This is a genomic window from Pseudomonas cavernae (genome assembly GCF_003595175.1).
Classification (GTDB): Bacteria; Pseudomonadota; Gammaproteobacteria; order Pseudomonadales; family Pseudomonadaceae; genus Aquipseudomonas; species Aquipseudomonas cavernae.
Genome location: NZ_CP032419.1, coordinates 809,157 through 823,977, shown reverse-complemented (window position 1 = coordinate 823,977; position 14,821 = coordinate 809,157). Strand labels below are relative to the sequence as shown.

Sequence of the window (14,821 nt, the reverse complement as noted above, 5' to 3'; positions counted from 1 at the left end):
ATCGGATAGGTTTCAACCGAGCCCTTCACACTGCTCATATGGGTTTGCTTGCTCCGCAGACCTCGACGGCCTGCTTTCTTCCTCCTAGCCAGCTGCGGGACTTTTGCAGCTTTGCCAGCCCCCTCTCCAACGGGACGTCCAGTACGTCCGCCCAGGGTGTTTTGAGTATAGGTGGCGAGTCCGGGAGCAAGAGAGTCCGGCGGGAAGGTACGGTTTCGGCTCGTACCGGGGGCAGGCTGTTGAAGAGCAGAAAATAAAGCAGTCCCCTTGTTCGTGGCGATCGCCCGCGCCCTGCTGAAGAACATTGCCTCAATACCCCGTCAGCTCCAGGTAGCCCACGCCCTGATGGCTGCCACTGAAACGGATGGGCCCCTCCCAGTAGGGGAAGCGGGTATCCATCCAGGCATTTTCCTGCACCGGCGTGCTGCTGATGGCGAAGCCCTCGCTGGCGATGCGCAGCGACCAGCGGGTCGGTAGCCGACGGCCGGCGACCCGGCTGTACTGCAAGGGGGTCATGACGATGTCCTGGCTAGCCAGCGCGCGGGGCTGGCCGCTGGCGCTGATCCAGGTGCCGGCGCGGTAGTGGGCGCCGTCGGCATGGCGCAGCTGGAACAGCATGAGCTTCTCGCCCGTATCCAGATGCAGGGAGAACCAGTCCCAGCCGCGCTGGTCGGGCGCCAGGTACTGGCTGGTCCACTCACGGTCTAGCCAGGCCGGGCCCTTTACTCGGTACGAGCGGCCTTGCAACTGGATGGTGCCCTGGGCCTGGAAGAACGGCTGGCTGTAGTAGTAGGACGCCTGCCCCAGTCCGGACTTCTGGCTGAAGCCCCGCTCGCCGTGCAGCACCGGCGGGCGGCTGCTGAGCAGGCGCAGGCGATAGCTGAAGGCGCCGCCCTTGGCGTGCAGATCCAGCTCGCCCAGCCCCGCGTTCGCCGGCTTGCGGCTGCTGAACTGCCAATCGTCGATCCAGGCCTTGAAGGGCGAGGCGTCGACGCCGGCCTGGCCGATGCCGCCGCGGGCGAAGGTTTCCGCGGAGCGATGGCCGTATGGGCCGGTCAGCCCGGCATGGCCCATCCACAGGTTCTGGTTGCTCCAACCCTCACTCGTGGAGCCGGGCTGCAAGGCACTGCGGAACAGCGTCCACTGCACGCCCCAGGCACGGCCCTGCTCATCCTCCAGATTGGCCGTCACATACCACCATTCGATGCGGTAATCCGGGTGCGCGCCGTGATCGGCCGGGAAGCTGAAGGCCCGGCCCGGGGTCACCTGGGCAAAGCCCGCCGCGGCGCCGCCGAGCCCGGCAAAGCCCTCGGCCGGCGGCGGTTCGGCATCGCAGGCGCCGAGCAGCAAGCCCGCGAGGAGCATCAGGCGCAGGCTAGCGTTCATCGGCGAAGGTCCTCAGCAACTCGGCCGGGGTGGTCCGCCCGAGCTTCCACAGCGGCCAGGCGGCGGCCAGTAGCGTGGCGAGCACCGCCATGGCCAGCAGTTGCAGGAGCTGCCAGGGAAACACATGCAGCGGCAGGCGCCAGCCAAAGGCCTGCACGTTGATCACCGCGACCAGGCACCAGGCCAGCACCAGCCCCAGCGGCACCGCCAGCAGCAGCGTGATCAGCGCCAGCAGCAGGGTCTGGCCGAGACTGAGCCAGGCCAGCTGCGCTCGACTCACCCCCAGCGCCCAGAGCGGTGCCAGTTGGCTCAGGCGCGCCTGGCCGAGGGTCAGCAGGCTGATGAACAGCGCCACCCCGGCCACTCCCAGGGTCAGGCTGTTGAGCGCCGCGGTGGCGGCAAAGGTGCGTTCGAACACGCGGGTCGACCAGGCCTTGAGCTCGCTCTGATCGATGATCCGGTCGCTGCCCAGGGCAAAGGTCTGCTGCAGGGCCTGCATCAGCTCGGGGACCTCGCCGGCAGGCAGGTGCAGGCTGTAGCTGCTCGGGCTCAGCCCCGGCCAGTGCTGCTGCAAACCCGCGGCATTGACCAGCAGATGCCCTTTCGGATTGCCGTAATCGGCGTAGATGCCGGCGACCACCAGCGGCCATTCGCCTTTGGGGGTTGGCAGGCTCAGGCGCTCGCCCAGCTGCAGGTTCAAGCGTCGCGCCAGCTGCTCGCTGAGCATCAGCGCCTGTTGCCGGGCCAGTTGCTCCCAGGCATCGGGGCTGGCGCTCAGCAGCGGCCAGTGGGCGCGGTAGGCCGGGTGATCGAGTATGCCGCTGAGTTGCGCCGGCCAGCCCTGCAGCTGCAGCTCGACCCGCCAGCTCGGCAGTACCGCGCTGACCTGGGGCTGGCGGGCCAACCAGGCGCCGATGGCCAGGGCCTGCTGCGGATCCTGCGGGGTGAGGTACAGCTCGGCGGCCAGGCGCTGATCGAGCCAGCCGGCAAAGGTCTGGCGAAAGCCCTCGGTCATGCTGCCGACGCCGATATTCGCCGCCAGCGCCAGCAGAAGGGCCATCAGCGCCAGCGCCAGACCCGGCAGCTGCTGGCGACTGTCGGCGACGAACCACTGCGCCAGCGGTGAGCGGCAGCGCGGCAGCAGGCCCTCCAGCAGCAGGTTCAGGCACAGCGGCAAACTCAGGGCCGCCGCCAGCAGCAAAGCGGCGAGCAGGACGAAGCCGGCGATCAGGCTGTTGCCGCCCAGCAGCGCGGCCAGCGCCAGCAAGGCGAGCGCCGCCGCCAGCAGGGCCTGGCGGCGCAACCAGAGCGCCTGGGCCTGCTGCCACGCCTCGGGCTGGGCCAACGCCAGCAGCGGCAAGCGCGCGGCCCTGAGCAGGCTGCCGGCGCCGGCGAGCAAGGCACCGAGCAGGCTCATGGCCAGCCCGCTCAGCCACCACTGCGGGCTGAGGCTGAGCTGCCCGGCGACCTCGGCGCCATACAGGCCACGCAAGCTGGCCACCACATCCGGCAACAGCAGGCTGGCCAGCCAGTAACCGCTGAGCACGCCGGCCAGGCCGCCGAGCAAGGCCAGGCCGCAGAGCTCCAGGGCCAGGGCGCCCAGCAGGGTGCGGGCACTCACCCCGCAGGCCCGCAGGGTGCGTAACAGTGCGCGGCGCTGCTCCAGCGCCAGGCCGATGGCGGCATGCACGATGAACAGCCCGACGACAAAGGCCAGCAAACCGAGGGCGGTGAGATTGAGGTGGAAGCTGTCGGTGAGCCGGCCCAGATCGGCCGCTTCGCTGCGACGGTTCAGCACCAGTTGCTCGGCCAGTTGCGGCGGCAGGCGCGGATTACTGCGGGCGAAATCGCCGGCCAGCAGCAGCCGGGACAGCTGCTGCGGTGCGTCGAGCAGGCGTTGGGCGACGCCGATATCCACCAGCAGCACGCCCGGCGCCAACTGCGGCCGCAGCTCCAGCGGCGGCAAGGCTTGCCCGGCCTCGGTCAGCGGTTGCGCCCCGGCTGCCAGGTCGAGGGCCGCGAGGGTGTCGGGGGCAATCCAGGTGCGCCCGGGCTGGCCGAGAAAGGCGGCCAGGTCCAGGCGCTCGACCGCTTGCCCGGCCAGCGAGGTGTCGGCCGGCAAGGTCAGGGGTTCGATGCCAATCAGCTGCAGGCGCTGTTCGGCCTGCCCCCGCAGGCGCAAACGGCCCTGCAGGAGTGGCGATACCGGCCAGCCGGCACGTCGCAGTTCAATGAAGTACTGCTGCGCAAACAGCCCGCCGTTGCGGGCACTGAGCGCGTATTGGTCAGCGCCGGCCAGCAGCTGGCTGGCCCGCGCATAGCTTTCCCGGGCCTGGCTGTTCAGCGCCTGCACGCCCGTCCACAGGCTGGTGGCCAGCCACAGACCGGTCAGCACACTGAAGAACTGCACGGGATGCCGGCGCCAATGGCTGAACAGACCACTCAGCGTCCAGTAGAAAATCCGCATGTCAGGCCTCGCCTCGCGCCAATAGGCGGCCGCCCTGCAAGCTCACGCGCCGCTGCAGGCGCGCCGCCATGCGCGGGCTATGGGTCACCATCAGCAGGCTGGTGGTGCTGCCTTCGAGCAGTTGCAGCAGCAGCTCCAGCACCTCGTCACCGCTCGCCTCATCCAGGCTGCCGGTGGGTTCGTCAGCCAGCAACAGCGGCGGTCTGGCGGCCAGCGCTCGGCCCAAGGCCACCCGTTGCTGCTGCCCGCAGGAGAGTTGTTCGGGATAGCGCTTGAGCAGCTGGCCAAGGCCGAGCCGCTGGACCAGCTGCGCCTGCCAGTGCGGGTCATGGCGGCCGGCCAGACGAGCCTGGAAGGCCAGGTTGTCCTCGACCCGCAAGCTGGCAATCAGGTTGAACTGCTGGAAGATCAGGCCGACCCCGCTGCGCCGCCAGGCCGCCAACTGGCTTTCATCGAGCGCGGCCAGCGAGCGCCCGGCCACCCAGATGCTGCCGGCATCGAAGCGGTCGAGGCCGGCCACCAGGTGCAGCAAGGTGCTCTTGCCGCTGCCGGATTCGCCCATCAACGCCAGGCTGCCGCCCTCCTCCAGCTCGAGGTCGATGCCCCGCAGCACCGCCAGCGGCCCCTGGGGAGTCGGGTAGCTTTTGCATAGGCCCTGGATCTTCAGCATCGGTGTGCGGCCCTATCGAGGCTGTGCCGGCGATGGCTGTGGCAAACAGCCAAGAACGCCCCGCGGCACGACTGGACCGGGGAGAGCCCGGCGCTGCCGGGAACCCTTTTCCGATCTGCGCGGCAGATCCGGGGCAGGTTCTCAGTAATCGCGATCCAGCCGAGGTGCCTTTAGCTGAGACTAGTCGGGATCGGCCGCAGCGATTTCCCTGCCCGTCCATACGGCACGGACCGCTGCAAGAACGGCTGGCCGCCCATCCGCCCGGCAACAGTTGAACCGGGGCATGACCAAGGCATGGCTATGCTTAATTCGCCAGCGCAGCTGATTGTGCCGCCCGGGACCAGCAGGGCCGGATGCCCGGCAACGCGGGGCGGGGCCAGGGCACTGCATGATTTGCGCGCCGTTAAACCCGATCGGAAAAGGGAGGTTTGCGATGCAACTCATCACGGTGAAAATCGACAAGCCGGAAGCCACGAACTTCATTCTGGGCCAGACGCACTTCATCAAGTCCGTCGAGGACATCCACGAAGCCTTGGTCGGTGCCGTACCCGGCATCAAGTTTGGCCTGGCCTTTTGCGAAGCCTCGGGCAAATGCCTGGTGCGCTGGTCTGGCACCGATGCCGCGATGATCGAACTGGCCCAGAAGAATGCCCAAGCCATTGCCGCCGGCCATAGCTTCATCATTTTCCTCGGCGACGGCTTCTACCCGCTGAACCTGTTGAACGCCATCAAGATGGTCCCGGAGGTCTGCCGGGTGTTCTGTGCCACCGCCAATCCCACCGAAGTGATTGTCGCCGAGACGCAGCAGGGCCGCGGCATCTTGGGCGTGGTGGATGGCTTGCGGGTCAACGACATCGAAGGCGACGACGACATCCTCTGGCGCAAGAATTTGTTGCGGCAGATCGGCTACAAGCTGTGACTGCAGCCCGGCTCTGGGGCGGGATGAAAAATCCTCAATCCCCCCCGTTGATGAGGCCGAAGACTCGACCGCATCAACAAGTACGAAATTGCGCCTCACTTGCCCAGCGGTTTGCATTGCCACTGAACGGTCATGTGCATTCGATATGACCACGCATTGGCAACGGGTTGACCACTTACGCGGGTCAGCCGAGCGGCTCAAAACAACCGAGGCTGTGTAAAAACGCTTTTGATGATGAGCGCGGCTCAAAAAGCGAGCAGATTTCGCGCTTTCTCGCGAATTCCAAACAGGTCAGCTGGGAAAACTCCTGCAAATTTCGCGTAGCAACGCGAACCTCGGAATTGAGCAAACGTTTTTACACAGCCTCAACCCAAAGCGGACGGTCACAAGTGCCTCCGAAACACGGGGCGATTCACGGGCCAGGCCGGCGATGAGATGCTGACGGACGCGATGCCAAACGCTGATCGCAGGGTAAAGCCGAACTCTGGCGGCCCATGCTGCACTCGGTCAGGAGCTGTCTGTGGACAGAATAATGGCAAATTAGTAGCTATGCTTGGTTTGCTGTCGGAACTGATCGGGCAGTCAGGGGGCTGCGTGGAAATGACCCCCAACGCGCCCTATGTCACCCGACTGTACTGCGTGAAGCATCCGGCCTAGGGCGTAAATCCGCAGCGACACCCTGGAAGAAATGGAGCAAACCCTGCGCCTGGAAGTGCACCTGCAGGCGCAGGGTTGGGACTAGGTCTGTGGGGATCACTCAGGATCGAATCGACTTTCGCTACAGTGCGGCTGGGCACTGCGAAAACGCGGGGATGTGTCTCACGCCGGAGCATGCTGGCCATGGTCTTTATGCTCGCCCTAAGCGCTGAGCGGGGCTGAGGAAATTTAAAGGAGCAGAACGTCTGGCAGAAGTGATTGCCGGCGTTCAGTTCAAAAACGGAGTGCCGGGAGACAGCAAGAAAAACGCTGCCTAAAACGATGATGTTAAACACAACAATTGACAATAATTCCGTTTTATCGCCGAAATGTTAAGAGGCTGCTTTCGAAAAAAAGTTTCACTCTGAAAATTAGTTTACTGCATGCATTACTTAGTAACGAACAGTTAGTTTGCTTGACATATATAAAACGTATAACTCCGATAGCTATTGCTTGTCTCGGGAACTTCTGCTTACGAAAAGCAAAGTGAGCCCAGAGCAGCGAAAGTGGTTGGCTAATGCTAAGTGCAACTTGTTATCAGGCCCAGGGTGCCGGCAGAATAGGTTAATTAGTTTCCGAGAACCGCTTTTATTGGTCCATTTAGAGGGATTATATTTGGAGACCGTGAAATGGATTTTTTCAAAAGTGAAAGCGCCGCAAAGAAAACCATGCTCGCCAGCTCAAATAATTCGCGCTCGAAAAAATGGCATCATATGTATTTTTTCCTTGCGGGTTTCGACGTACTGATTGTTGTGCTGGGCGTGCTCTTGAATCACCAGATTGTCGACACTTATCACCGTTCCATCAAGGCAAACCAGTCGTGGGTCCAACAGCTGTCGAGCTATTCAACGCTGGGCAGCTTGGCCTCCGAAGTCAATGCACCGGGCAACAATGTGTTCGATACACATGAGGTCGAACGCGAATCACGGAACATGAGTGAAGCGCTGCGCGTCTTCAACGAGCATTTGGCAATGGCCAAAGAACAGCTACACGCTCGGATCGCTAATCAAGTTGAGCACAGTGCAGACATACAAGCCTCCACTCTTGCATTGAAGGATGAGGTAGACGCAGTCGACGCGGCGATGGTCAAAATGGTGGATGAGGCCTTGCTAATATTTTCCTACTTCAGGGAGGGCCAGCCGGACAATGCCGGCAAGCGCATGGCAACAATGGACAGGAAGTATGCCAAGTTGCTCGCCTCACTCGCTACCGTGCGGGAGCGCGTCGGCCTAATTCAAGGCAAGCTTCTAGAGGAAGAACTGGAATCGGTCGAAGTACTGCGCCAGGTCGAGTATGCGATCATGGCGTTCGTGCTACTAATGGTCAGTGCGGCCGTTGCTTACGGTCGCAAGATCAGGCGCGAAATGGAGTCACATACAGCCGAAAGGGAGGGCTATCTTGTAGAGCTGCGCGAAAGCGAGAAGCAGTTCCGTCAGCAAGCATCGTTGCTGGACAAGGCCCAGGATGCCATTGTCGTTCACGGGATGGATCACTGCATTTTGTACTGGAACAAAAGTGCTGAACGTCTCTACGGTTTGTCAAAGGAAGAGGCACTCGGCAAATCGGCACAGGAGTTAATCTACCAAGGCCATGCCGCTTTCAATGCGGCCATTAGTAGCTTGATAGAAACTGGCGATTGGGCTGGTGAGGTCACACTTCGACGTCAGGATGGCCGCACCATCACGCTTGAAAGCCACCGAACCCTAGTGAGAGACGACCGTGGCCAACCGCAGTCTGTTCTATCGATTAATACTGACATCACCCACCGCAAGGCAGCTGAGCAAGAGGTCAAGCGTTTGGCCTTCTACGATCAGTTGACCGGACTGGCCAACAGGCGACTTATGTTGGACCGATTACAGCACGTGCTGGCGGGCAGCGCCCGCAGTCTACATACGAGCGCGGTAATACTTATTGATCTAGATAACTTCAAGGCACTGAACGATACGCTGGGGCATGACAGAGGCGACATGTTGCTGCGGCAAGTTGCTCTGCGCCTCTCCTCCTGCATACGCGAGAGCGACACAGTGGCCCGCCTGGGCGGAGACGAATTCGTGGTCTTACTGGAAGGTCTTAATGAGAATCCTCCAGAAGCAGCTATCCAGGCCAAGGCTATTGGCGAAAAAATTCTCAATTCGCTCAACATTTCCTACCCACTGGATGGTTATGAGCACCATAGCACCCCCAGCCTAGGCATTGCCCTGTTCCAGGGTCAGCTAAACACAGTGGACGATATTATGAAACGCGCTGACCTGGCGATGTATCGCGCCAAGGCGGCGGGCCGTAATACCATGCGCTTCTTCGATCCGGAAATGCAGGCGGTTGCCACGGCACGCGCCAGACTGGAAGGAGACTTACGCCAAGGCTTGCAGAACAAGGAACTCCTTCTCCATTTCCAGCCGCAGGTGAATAGTGAGGGCCGTATCATAGGTGCAGAGGCACTTATGCGCTGGCAGCATCCTGAACGCGGAACCGTATCACCAGCTGAGTTCATTCCATTGGCAGAGGAAACAGGGCTGATTCTGCCGTTAGGCCGCTGGGCGCTGGAAACCGCCTGCGCTCAGCTGGCGGCCTGGGCAAAGCATCCGGAAACCGCCCGACTGAGCATGGCAGTGAATGTCAGCGCCCGCCAGTTTCATCATGCGGACTTCGTTGAGGAGGTGCTGTCAGTACTGAAATACACCGGTGCCGATCCGAAGAAATTGAAACTGGAACTGACCGAAGGCCTGCTGATAGAGGATATAGAAAATACCATCGCCAAAATGGTCGAATTGAAAGAGAACGGCATAGGCCTTTCCTTAGACGACTTCGGAACCGGCTACTCGTCGCTGTCCTACCTGAAGAGCCTTCCGTTAGATCAACTTAAAATCGACCAGTCCTTCATCAGGGATGTGCTGATCGATCCTAACGATGCTGCCATCGCCTGCGCGATTGTAAGTTTGGGCCAGATTTTGGGTCTTGCGGTGATTGCAGAAGGTGTGGAGACAGAGGCTCAGCGCACCTTTCTGGTCAATCATGGCTGCCAGGCCTACCAAGGCTATCTGTTTTCCCCACCACTGCCAGCCGAACAATTTAAGGAATTTGTTCACGACAGATTAATGGCCGAGCACTGATTTCACACGGACCAAGACTGAGTCGCCCTGGTTTCGTAGACACCTGGGAACGTCCATTTCAGGTCAATTTTCGCCTGTCATGACTGGCTCAATTCGGCCAAAAACGGCCACTTGAGGAGGATCCCTTTCGACCCACAACGGACGTTCGCGAGAGACAGAGACCGGCCAAAAGCAGGCACCCACCGCTTAGCGCTGTTGACTCAGAGATTCGATGATCCGGCATTCCTCGATCACCCCCCCATGACAGCAGGACAGCAGGCGTTGAAGCTCCTGCTCAAGACCTTGCAGATCGCGGATACGCAGTCTGACTTGATCCAGCTGCTCCGCGACCTTGGCATCCACCGCAGCGCATGACGCCTGCCGGTGGTCAGCAAACCCCAGTAGCTGGCGAATGTCGTCGAGGCTGAAGCCCAAAGCACGGCTGCGACGAATGAACAGCAGACGATCACGCTCTTCTTCCGTGTACTGGCGGTATCCGGAGGCATTGCGTGAGGCCGAAGGCAACAGGCCTAGCTGTTCGTAATAGCGGATTGTCACCGCCTTGGTGTCGGTGGCGCGTGCCAGTTGGCCCACAGTGAAAATCATCGCGTTCATGGGGCTTGACCTTATAGTCGCTATAACCCTCATTCTAACGGCAAGATCGAATGAGCGAGGAACTGATCATGGACAGCTGCTGCGAGAACAAGGCCGGAGAACTGGCCCAGCTACGCGCCAAACAGAGCCGAGTGCTCTACATAGTCCTGGTCATCAATGCCGCCATGTTCCTGGTGGAGTTCGTCGCCGGCTGGATCGCTAACTCCACAGCTCTGCTCGGCGACTCGCTGGACATGTTCGGCGATGCCTCCGTCTACGCCCTCACGCTGTTCGTCCTGCACCGTGGCGCCCGAGCTCGGGCTGGCGCCGCGCTGTTCAAGGGTGGGTTCATGCTGCTGTTCGGACTGCTGGTAGTGGCCGATGCCCTGCGCAAGCTGATGCTGCAGGAAGTACCCGCCGCCGATTGGATGGGTACCGTCGGTGCTCTCGCTCTGCTCGCCAATGGCTACTGCTTCGCGCTGCTCTATCGCCATCGCAGCGACGATCTGAACATGCGTTCGACCTGGCTCTGTTCGCGCAACGATCTGCTGGCCAACAGCAGCGTGATCGCCGCCGCCGGCCTGGTTGCGCTAACCGGCAGTCTGTGGCCAGACATCTTGGTCGGCCTGGCCATTGCCGCTCTGTTCCTGCACTCCGCCAGGCAAGTCATCCGCGAGGCTTGGAGGGAATGGCGGACTAGCGCACCCGCGCCGCAGCTCCCGCTGAGTACGAGCTGCTGTGCCAGCGAGCCACAAGCCGAACCGAACTCTTGCTGCGCTGAAACACCTGCCACCAGCGCGACACAGCCGTTACTGGGGATCGCCGAACCTAGCCAATCGCAGGCCCAGGCCACTCCAGCAAAGGGCTGCTGCGGCCCGAAACAAGAACACTAGGATTTCAACAAGGAGAACACCGATGCGGCGACTCGTCCAACTGGGCGCAGCCGTGCTGCTGTCCGTCTCGACTACGGCCACAGCCGATCTGCAGGTGAGTGAAGCGAAACTGCGTCTGCTGCCAGGGGACCTGCCGGCCGCCGGCTATTTCACCCTAACCAACAACGGCAGCCAGCCGGTGGTGTTGAGTGGGGCGCAGAGCCCGGCCTTTGCTCAGGTGATGATGCACCGCAGCTCACTGGAGAATGGCATGGCCAGCATGCAGCCTATCGAGCAGCTTGAGATACCTGCTGGCGCCACTCTGACCTTTGCCTCCGGCGGCTATCACCTGATGCTGATACACCGCCAACGTGAGCTAGCCCTGGGTGATCAGGTCGAAGTGAACCTGCAATTCGCCGATGGCCAGAGCCTGCCGGTGACTTTAACTGCCGCACTGCCAACCGCCCTGAGGAGAGCCTAATGACCATCAAGGCTCCGGCCGGTCCCTGGGGGCTGCTGCTCCTGGCCTGGCTGCTTGCGCTGTTCTCGACCCTGGCCGCGCTGTTCATTGGCGAGGTTATGGGGCAGGCGCCTTGCGTACTGTGCTGGTTCCAGCGCGCCTTTATGTTCCCCCTGGCAGTGATCCTGGCCGTGGCCTGCTATCGCTCAGACTTCGACGTCTGGCGCTACGCACTACCCCTTGCCGGTATCGGTGCATTGCTCGCCCTCGCTCACAGCCTGCTGTATGCCGGCCTGATTCCGCAGCGCATCCAGCCTTGCAGTGCCACCGGCCCGTCCTGCTCGGACGCCAACATGACCATCCTCGGAGGCATCCCGCTACCACTACTGGCGCTGGGTGCATTCGTCCTGATCGCCATCCTGCTTCTCATCATCCGTCGGAGAACTGCCCAATGAACCGCCGTACCCTGGTACTGGCCATCAGCGCCCTGCTGCTGGCCGCCTTCGCCGCTGCTGCATTCTTCTACCAGGGGGCCACCCCGCCGCCCCAGAAGCAGGCGGCGCCCACCCCGCAAGGCAGCAGCGCCTTAGTGCGCTTCCATTCGCCAGTGTTCGGCCCGGCGAAGGCGCCGGTGACCATAGTCGAATTCTTCGACCCGTCCTGCGAGGCCTGCCGCGCCTTCTACCCGATCGTGAAAAAGATCCTCGCCGAGAACCCAAGTGATGTGCGCTTAGTGGTGCGCTATGTGCTGTTCCACCAGGGCTCCGAGGAGGTTGCCCGGATGCTGGAGGCGTCCCGCAAGCAGGAACTCTTCCCGCAAGTGCTGGAAGCAGTGCTTGTCGCTCAGCCGAGCTGGCACGATGACCCCAAGGTTGCCAAAGCCTGGGAAGCAGCCGCCTCGGTTGGCCTGGACGTCGAAAAGGCACGTGCCGATATGAACTCGCCGGAAGTCGACGCCGTACTCAAGACCGATATGCAGGATGTCCAGACCGTGGGTGTTCGCGGTACCCCCACTTTCTTCGTCAACGGCCGACCACTGGATGAGTTCGGTCCAGAGCCGCTGCGCGAGCTGGTCAGTAGCGAAATCGCCAAGGCCAGGAACTGACACTATGCGCTGGCTAGAGAACCGCATTCCGCCGCCCTTGGTAGCCACCCTGTTCGGCCTGTTGATGTGGCTCGTCGCCCACCTGCTGCCAGGCCGCCTGGAGCTGGCCATCGAGTGGCGCCTTGGCACTGCCCTGGCCGTGCTGCTGGTGGGCGTGGGCGTCTGTCTGGCCGGCGTACTGTCCTTCCGACGCGCCCGCACCACGGTCAACCCGTTGAAGCCGGAGACGGCCTCTGCACTGGTCAGCTCAGGCATCTACCGCTACACGCGAAACCCGATGTACCTGGGTTTCGCCACCGCCCTGCTGGCCTGGTCGGTGTTCCTCGCCTGGCCGCCGGCAGTGCTGGGTGTACTGGGCTTCGTCCTGTACATGAACCGCTTCCAGATCGCCCCGGAAGAGTGGGCACTCAGTGCTCTCTTCGGCGCAGACTTCTATCAATACTGTGGTCGAGTACGACGTTGGCTCTAACGTCAGTTCCACTACGTGCGTATTGCCGTGTGGAGAGGTGTTCTGAGCGGTGCAGCCGGCTCGGAAATAAGAAGTTCTCACTTCTGAGGTGGGCCTGGTGCATCCAGGCTTCCAGCGCAGTGCGGGTTTGCTCGGTGATTTAAAATTGCACGGGGCGCTGGGTTTTCTGTTGCATCACGAAGGCGCGCAGCTTGCCGTCGATTGCTAAGTCGAAGAGGGCCAGATCTCGTACCCTATCCGCGAGCTGTAGTCTGCCCCCTATTGCTCAAGTATCCCTGAGTCGGAGTGGAGCTTTCTGCCCGACAAGCTTTCCCTTGTTCCAAGGCTGACTGCTACTGGTGGCTATGGTGTACATGACATGTCCTCCTCGCTGCGGGAGGACAAAAGTGGAGCTGTCTAGGTACATGGCTGCTTCCGACCCTTTGCAGTGGTCTAACTGTTATTTTCACCACCACCGATATTGGCCGTTTGCGAGGGTCACGCCGGCGCGTCACTCGGGAAGACCGGCCTTGCAGTCATCAACGAAATACTCAAGCGTCGCAGCGTCGCGCAATGCCTCCGTCGTGGTCCGGTGGGTAGAGCATCGTGGCCGCCCGGCTTTATAGATATCGACCTGCTGCCCACCAGAATTCGGCACGAGCAGTCGAAGGTTTGTTTTCTCGACGCTGTAAAGCCTACAGCCGAAAGGGCTGGCGCCTCTTTCCTGGACGCCCGAGGGGGTTCGTTTCAAAGATTCCGACCGATTCTAGAGGAGACGCAGCATGGACCGATTCACCGGCGGTTGCCTTTGCGGCAACGTCCGAATTGTGGCGGCGGGACTCCCATACCGAGTCGGCCTTTGTCACTGTCTCGACTGCCGCAAGCATCACGGGGCGCTTTTTCACGCTTCCGCGGTGTTCCCTCAGGATGCGGTGACGATCGATGGTGAAACGCGCGACTACGCCGGGCGGTTCTTCTGTCCCCGCTGCGGCTCGTCCGTTTTCGCCCGCACCGCAGACGAGATCGAAGTGAACCTGGGATCCCTGGATGCCCCTAACCAACTGCTGCCAACCTACGAAAGCTGGATCGTCCGCCGCGAGTCCTGGTTGCCGCCGTTTCCGCTCACGAGACGGTACGAGCGCGATCGTGACGCCACGGGTCGCTTTGAGGAGTAACTGGCGGTTCTTATGGCTGTGCTGGTCGGTCGGTTGGCTGGGCGCGCTCGCCGGTCTGCTCGGCAAACCATTGCATGATCCGCGCGCGTGCCGGATGTGCGCCGGCTGAGGGCTGCAGGTACATCGAGTAGACCCCGCGAGTCTTCAAGGGACGGCCGAACGGGACGACCAGCACACCGCGTTCGATGGACTCCTCGGCCAGTGTCATGTCGGTCATGGCCACCCCCAGGCCCCGTGCTGCCGCATCGAGAGCCAGCTCGTCGAGGTTGAACGGTATCTGCCTATAGCCCTCCAGCGGCGAGCCTCCATTGGCTGCCAGCCAACGTTTCCAGTCCTGCTTGTCCGTCGAACGATGGAGCAGAGGGAAGCGCACCAGGTCATCCATCGACTGCAGTGGCTGGGCTGAGCTGCCCAGACCGGGAGCGCATACCGGAACCAGCGCCTCCTCGAACAGCTTCAGGCAGGTCGGATCACTGGATGGCTCGGGCAGATAGAGGATGTAGGCGTCGCTGTCGCTGGATGGTTCGACGACTTCGGTCGCAACGGTCTCGATGGACAAGGATATGTCCGGGTAACGCCTGTAGAAATCGGTCAGCTTCGGCAGCAACCAGCGGACCGCCAGCGACACATGCATGCGTATGCGGAAGGGGCGTTCCTGAGGGGAAATCCGGCTCTCCAGTGCTTTCAGTTGCTCCAGGATCTTCTGCGCGGTGCCCAGAACCTGTTCGCCTTCCGCAGTCAGGCGGACGCTGCGGCTGTTCCTCGCGAACATGGGGACGCCGAAGTGACTCTCCAGTTGCTGAATCTTTCGGCTCACTGCGCTCTGGGTCAGGCAGAGCGCTTCGGCGGCCTGGGTGAAGCTGTCCGCAGCGGCCACGGCCACCAGTGCCTGCAAGGCCTGGAGAGAAGGCAGGCGTTGAATTTTATCCATGCGCTTTGA

Annotated in this window: 13 protein-coding genes and 1 pseudogene; 8 read left to right on the top strand and 6 right to left on the bottom strand. The window is 61.8% G+C overall.

The features are described 5' to 3' along the window. Positions 1-309: 309 nt before the first annotated feature. The 3 genes from D3880_RS03830 to D3880_RS03820 are packed head-to-tail and all read right to left on the bottom strand — an operon-like array spanning position 310 to position 4,523. Positions 310-1,386: a lipocalin-like domain-containing protein gene (locus D3880_RS03830; RefSeq protein WP_119892202.1), complete on the bottom strand. Its 1,077-nt coding sequence runs from the start codon at positions 1,384-1,386 to the stop codon at positions 310-312. Then, the gene (locus D3880_RS03825; RefSeq protein WP_119892201.1) at positions 1,376-3,853 is read right to left on the bottom strand and encodes an ABC transporter permease; all 2,478 of its coding nucleotides are present in this window, start codon (positions 3,851-3,853) and stop codon (positions 1,376-1,378) included. Before D3880_RS03825 ends, D3880_RS03830 begins: the two co-directional genes overlap by 11 nt. A gap of 1 nt (position 3,854) precedes the next feature. Further along, positions 3,855-4,523 carry an ABC transporter ATP-binding protein gene (locus D3880_RS03820; RefSeq protein WP_119892200.1) on the bottom strand — a complete coding sequence of 223 codons (669 nt, stop codon included), beginning with the start codon at positions 4,521-4,523 and terminating at the stop codon, positions 3,855-3,857. A 433-nt stretch (positions 4,524-4,956) separates the two neighbouring features. Here D3880_RS03820 and D3880_RS03815 point away from each other — a divergent pair, with 433 nt between their 5' ends. Together D3880_RS03815 and D3880_RS03810 are read left to right on the top strand one after the other, a co-directional pair. Then, positions 4,957-5,442 (top strand): adenosine-specific kinase, encoded by a 486-nt coding sequence (locus D3880_RS03815; RefSeq protein WP_119892199.1) that lies wholly within the window; start codon positions 4,957-4,959, stop codon positions 5,440-5,442. 1,325 nt (positions 5,443-6,767) lie between these two features. Continuing rightward, on the top strand, positions 6,768-9,248 hold the full coding sequence (locus tag D3880_RS03810) for a putative bifunctional diguanylate cyclase/phosphodiesterase (protein WP_238474398.1): 2,481 nt from the start codon (positions 6,768-6,770) through the stop codon (positions 9,246-9,248). Between the two features lie 186 nt (positions 9,249-9,434). On the opposite strand, the gene D3880_RS03805 is transcribed toward D3880_RS03810, so the two are convergent. Continuing rightward, on the bottom strand, positions 9,435-9,842 hold the full coding sequence (locus tag D3880_RS03805) for a MerR family transcriptional regulator (protein ID WP_119892198.1): 408 nt from the start codon (positions 9,840-9,842) through the stop codon (positions 9,435-9,437). A 68-nt stretch (positions 9,843-9,910) separates the two neighbouring features. Here D3880_RS03805 and D3880_RS03800 point away from each other — a divergent pair, with 68 nt between their 5' ends. The 5 genes from D3880_RS03800 to D3880_RS03780 are packed head-to-tail and all read left to right on the top strand — an operon-like array spanning position 9,911 to position 12,727. Beyond that, positions 9,911-10,714: a cation efflux transmembrane domain-containing protein gene (locus D3880_RS03800; RefSeq protein ID WP_119895652.1), complete on the top strand. Its 804-nt coding sequence runs from the start codon at positions 9,911-9,913 to the stop codon at positions 10,712-10,714. A gap of 22 nt (positions 10,715-10,736) precedes the next feature. Continuing rightward, positions 10,737-11,174 carry a copper chaperone PCu(A)C gene (locus D3880_RS03795; RefSeq protein WP_119892197.1) on the top strand — a complete coding sequence of 146 codons (438 nt, stop codon included), beginning with the start codon at positions 10,737-10,739 and terminating at the stop codon, positions 11,172-11,174. Beyond that, the gene (locus tag D3880_RS03790) at positions 11,174-11,608 is read left to right on the top strand and encodes a disulfide bond formation protein B (protein ID WP_119892196.1); all 435 of its coding nucleotides are present in this window, start codon (positions 11,174-11,176) and stop codon (positions 11,606-11,608) included. Before D3880_RS03795 ends, D3880_RS03790 begins: the two co-directional genes overlap by 1 nt. Beyond that, entirely contained in the window at positions 11,605-12,258 is a 654-nt protein-coding gene (locus tag D3880_RS03785; RefSeq protein ID WP_119892195.1) for a DsbA family protein, read from the top strand. Before D3880_RS03790 ends, D3880_RS03785 begins: the two co-directional genes overlap by 4 nt. Before the next feature lie 4 nt (positions 12,259-12,262). Then, positions 12,263-12,727 (top strand): methyltransferase family protein, encoded by a 465-nt coding sequence (locus D3880_RS03780; RefSeq protein WP_119892194.1) that lies wholly within the window; start codon positions 12,263-12,265, stop codon positions 12,725-12,727. A 13-nt stretch (positions 12,728-12,740) separates the two neighbouring features. Here the strand turns inward: D3880_RS03780 and D3880_RS22860 are convergent. Next, positions 12,741-12,989 (bottom strand): annotated as a pseudogene (locus D3880_RS22860) (site-specific integrase); the annotation flags it as partial. Between the two features lie 499 nt (positions 12,990-13,488). On the opposite strand from D3880_RS22860, the gene D3880_RS03770 reads away from it, so the two are divergent. Then, entirely contained in the window at positions 13,489-13,881 is a 393-nt protein-coding gene (locus D3880_RS03770; protein WP_119892192.1) for a GFA family protein, read from the top strand. 10 nt (positions 13,882-13,891) lie between these two features. Here D3880_RS03770 and D3880_RS03765 read toward each other — a convergent pair whose 3' ends face one another. Then, entirely contained in the window at positions 13,892-14,812 is a 921-nt protein-coding gene (locus D3880_RS03765; RefSeq protein WP_119892191.1) for a LysR substrate-binding domain-containing protein, read from the bottom strand. Between the last annotated feature and the right edge of the window lie 9 nt (positions 14,813-14,821).

What these genes read in the sequence shown, in the direction of transcription:
- D3880_RS03780 (WP_119892194.1), top strand. Translation starts at nt 12,263, where the DNA reads ATGCGCTGGCTAGAGAACCGCATTCCGCCGCCCTTGGTAGCCACCCTG.
- D3880_RS03830 (WP_119892202.1), bottom strand. Translation starts at nt 1,386, where the DNA reads ATGAACGCTAGCCTGCGCCTGATGCTCCTCGCGGGCTTGCTGCTCGGC.
- D3880_RS03800 (WP_119895652.1), top strand. Translation starts at nt 9,911, where the DNA reads ATGGACAGCTGCTGCGAGAACAAGGCCGGAGAACTGGCCCAGCTACGC.
- D3880_RS03820 (WP_119892200.1), bottom strand. Translation starts at nt 4,523, where the DNA reads ATGCTGAAGATCCAGGGCCTATGCAAAAGCTACCCGACTCCCCAGGGG.
- D3880_RS03805 (WP_119892198.1), bottom strand. Translation starts at nt 9,842, where the DNA reads ATGAACGCGATGATTTTCACTGTGGGCCAACTGGCACGCGCCACCGAC.
- D3880_RS03825 (WP_119892201.1), bottom strand. Translation starts at nt 3,853, where the DNA reads ATGCGGATTTTCTACTGGACGCTGAGTGGTCTGTTCAGCCATTGGCGC.
- D3880_RS03815 (WP_119892199.1), top strand. Translation starts at nt 4,957, where the DNA reads ATGCAACTCATCACGGTGAAAATCGACAAGCCGGAAGCCACGAACTTC.
- D3880_RS03785 (WP_119892195.1), top strand. Translation starts at nt 11,605, where the DNA reads ATGAACCGCCGTACCCTGGTACTGGCCATCAGCGCCCTGCTGCTGGCC.
- D3880_RS03790 (WP_119892196.1), top strand. Translation starts at nt 11,174, where the DNA reads ATGACCATCAAGGCTCCGGCCGGTCCCTGGGGGCTGCTGCTCCTGGCC.
- D3880_RS03765 (WP_119892191.1), bottom strand. Translation starts at nt 14,812, where the DNA reads ATGGATAAAATTCAACGCCTGCCTTCTCTCCAGGCCTTGCAGGCACTG.
- D3880_RS03795 (WP_119892197.1), top strand. Translation starts at nt 10,737, where the DNA reads ATGCGGCGACTCGTCCAACTGGGCGCAGCCGTGCTGCTGTCCGTCTCG.
- D3880_RS03770 (WP_119892192.1), top strand. Translation starts at nt 13,489, where the DNA reads ATGGACCGATTCACCGGCGGTTGCCTTTGCGGCAACGTCCGAATTGTG.
- D3880_RS03810 (WP_238474398.1), top strand. Translation starts at nt 6,768, where the DNA reads ATGGATTTTTTCAAAAGTGAAAGCGCCGCAAAGAAAACCATGCTCGCC.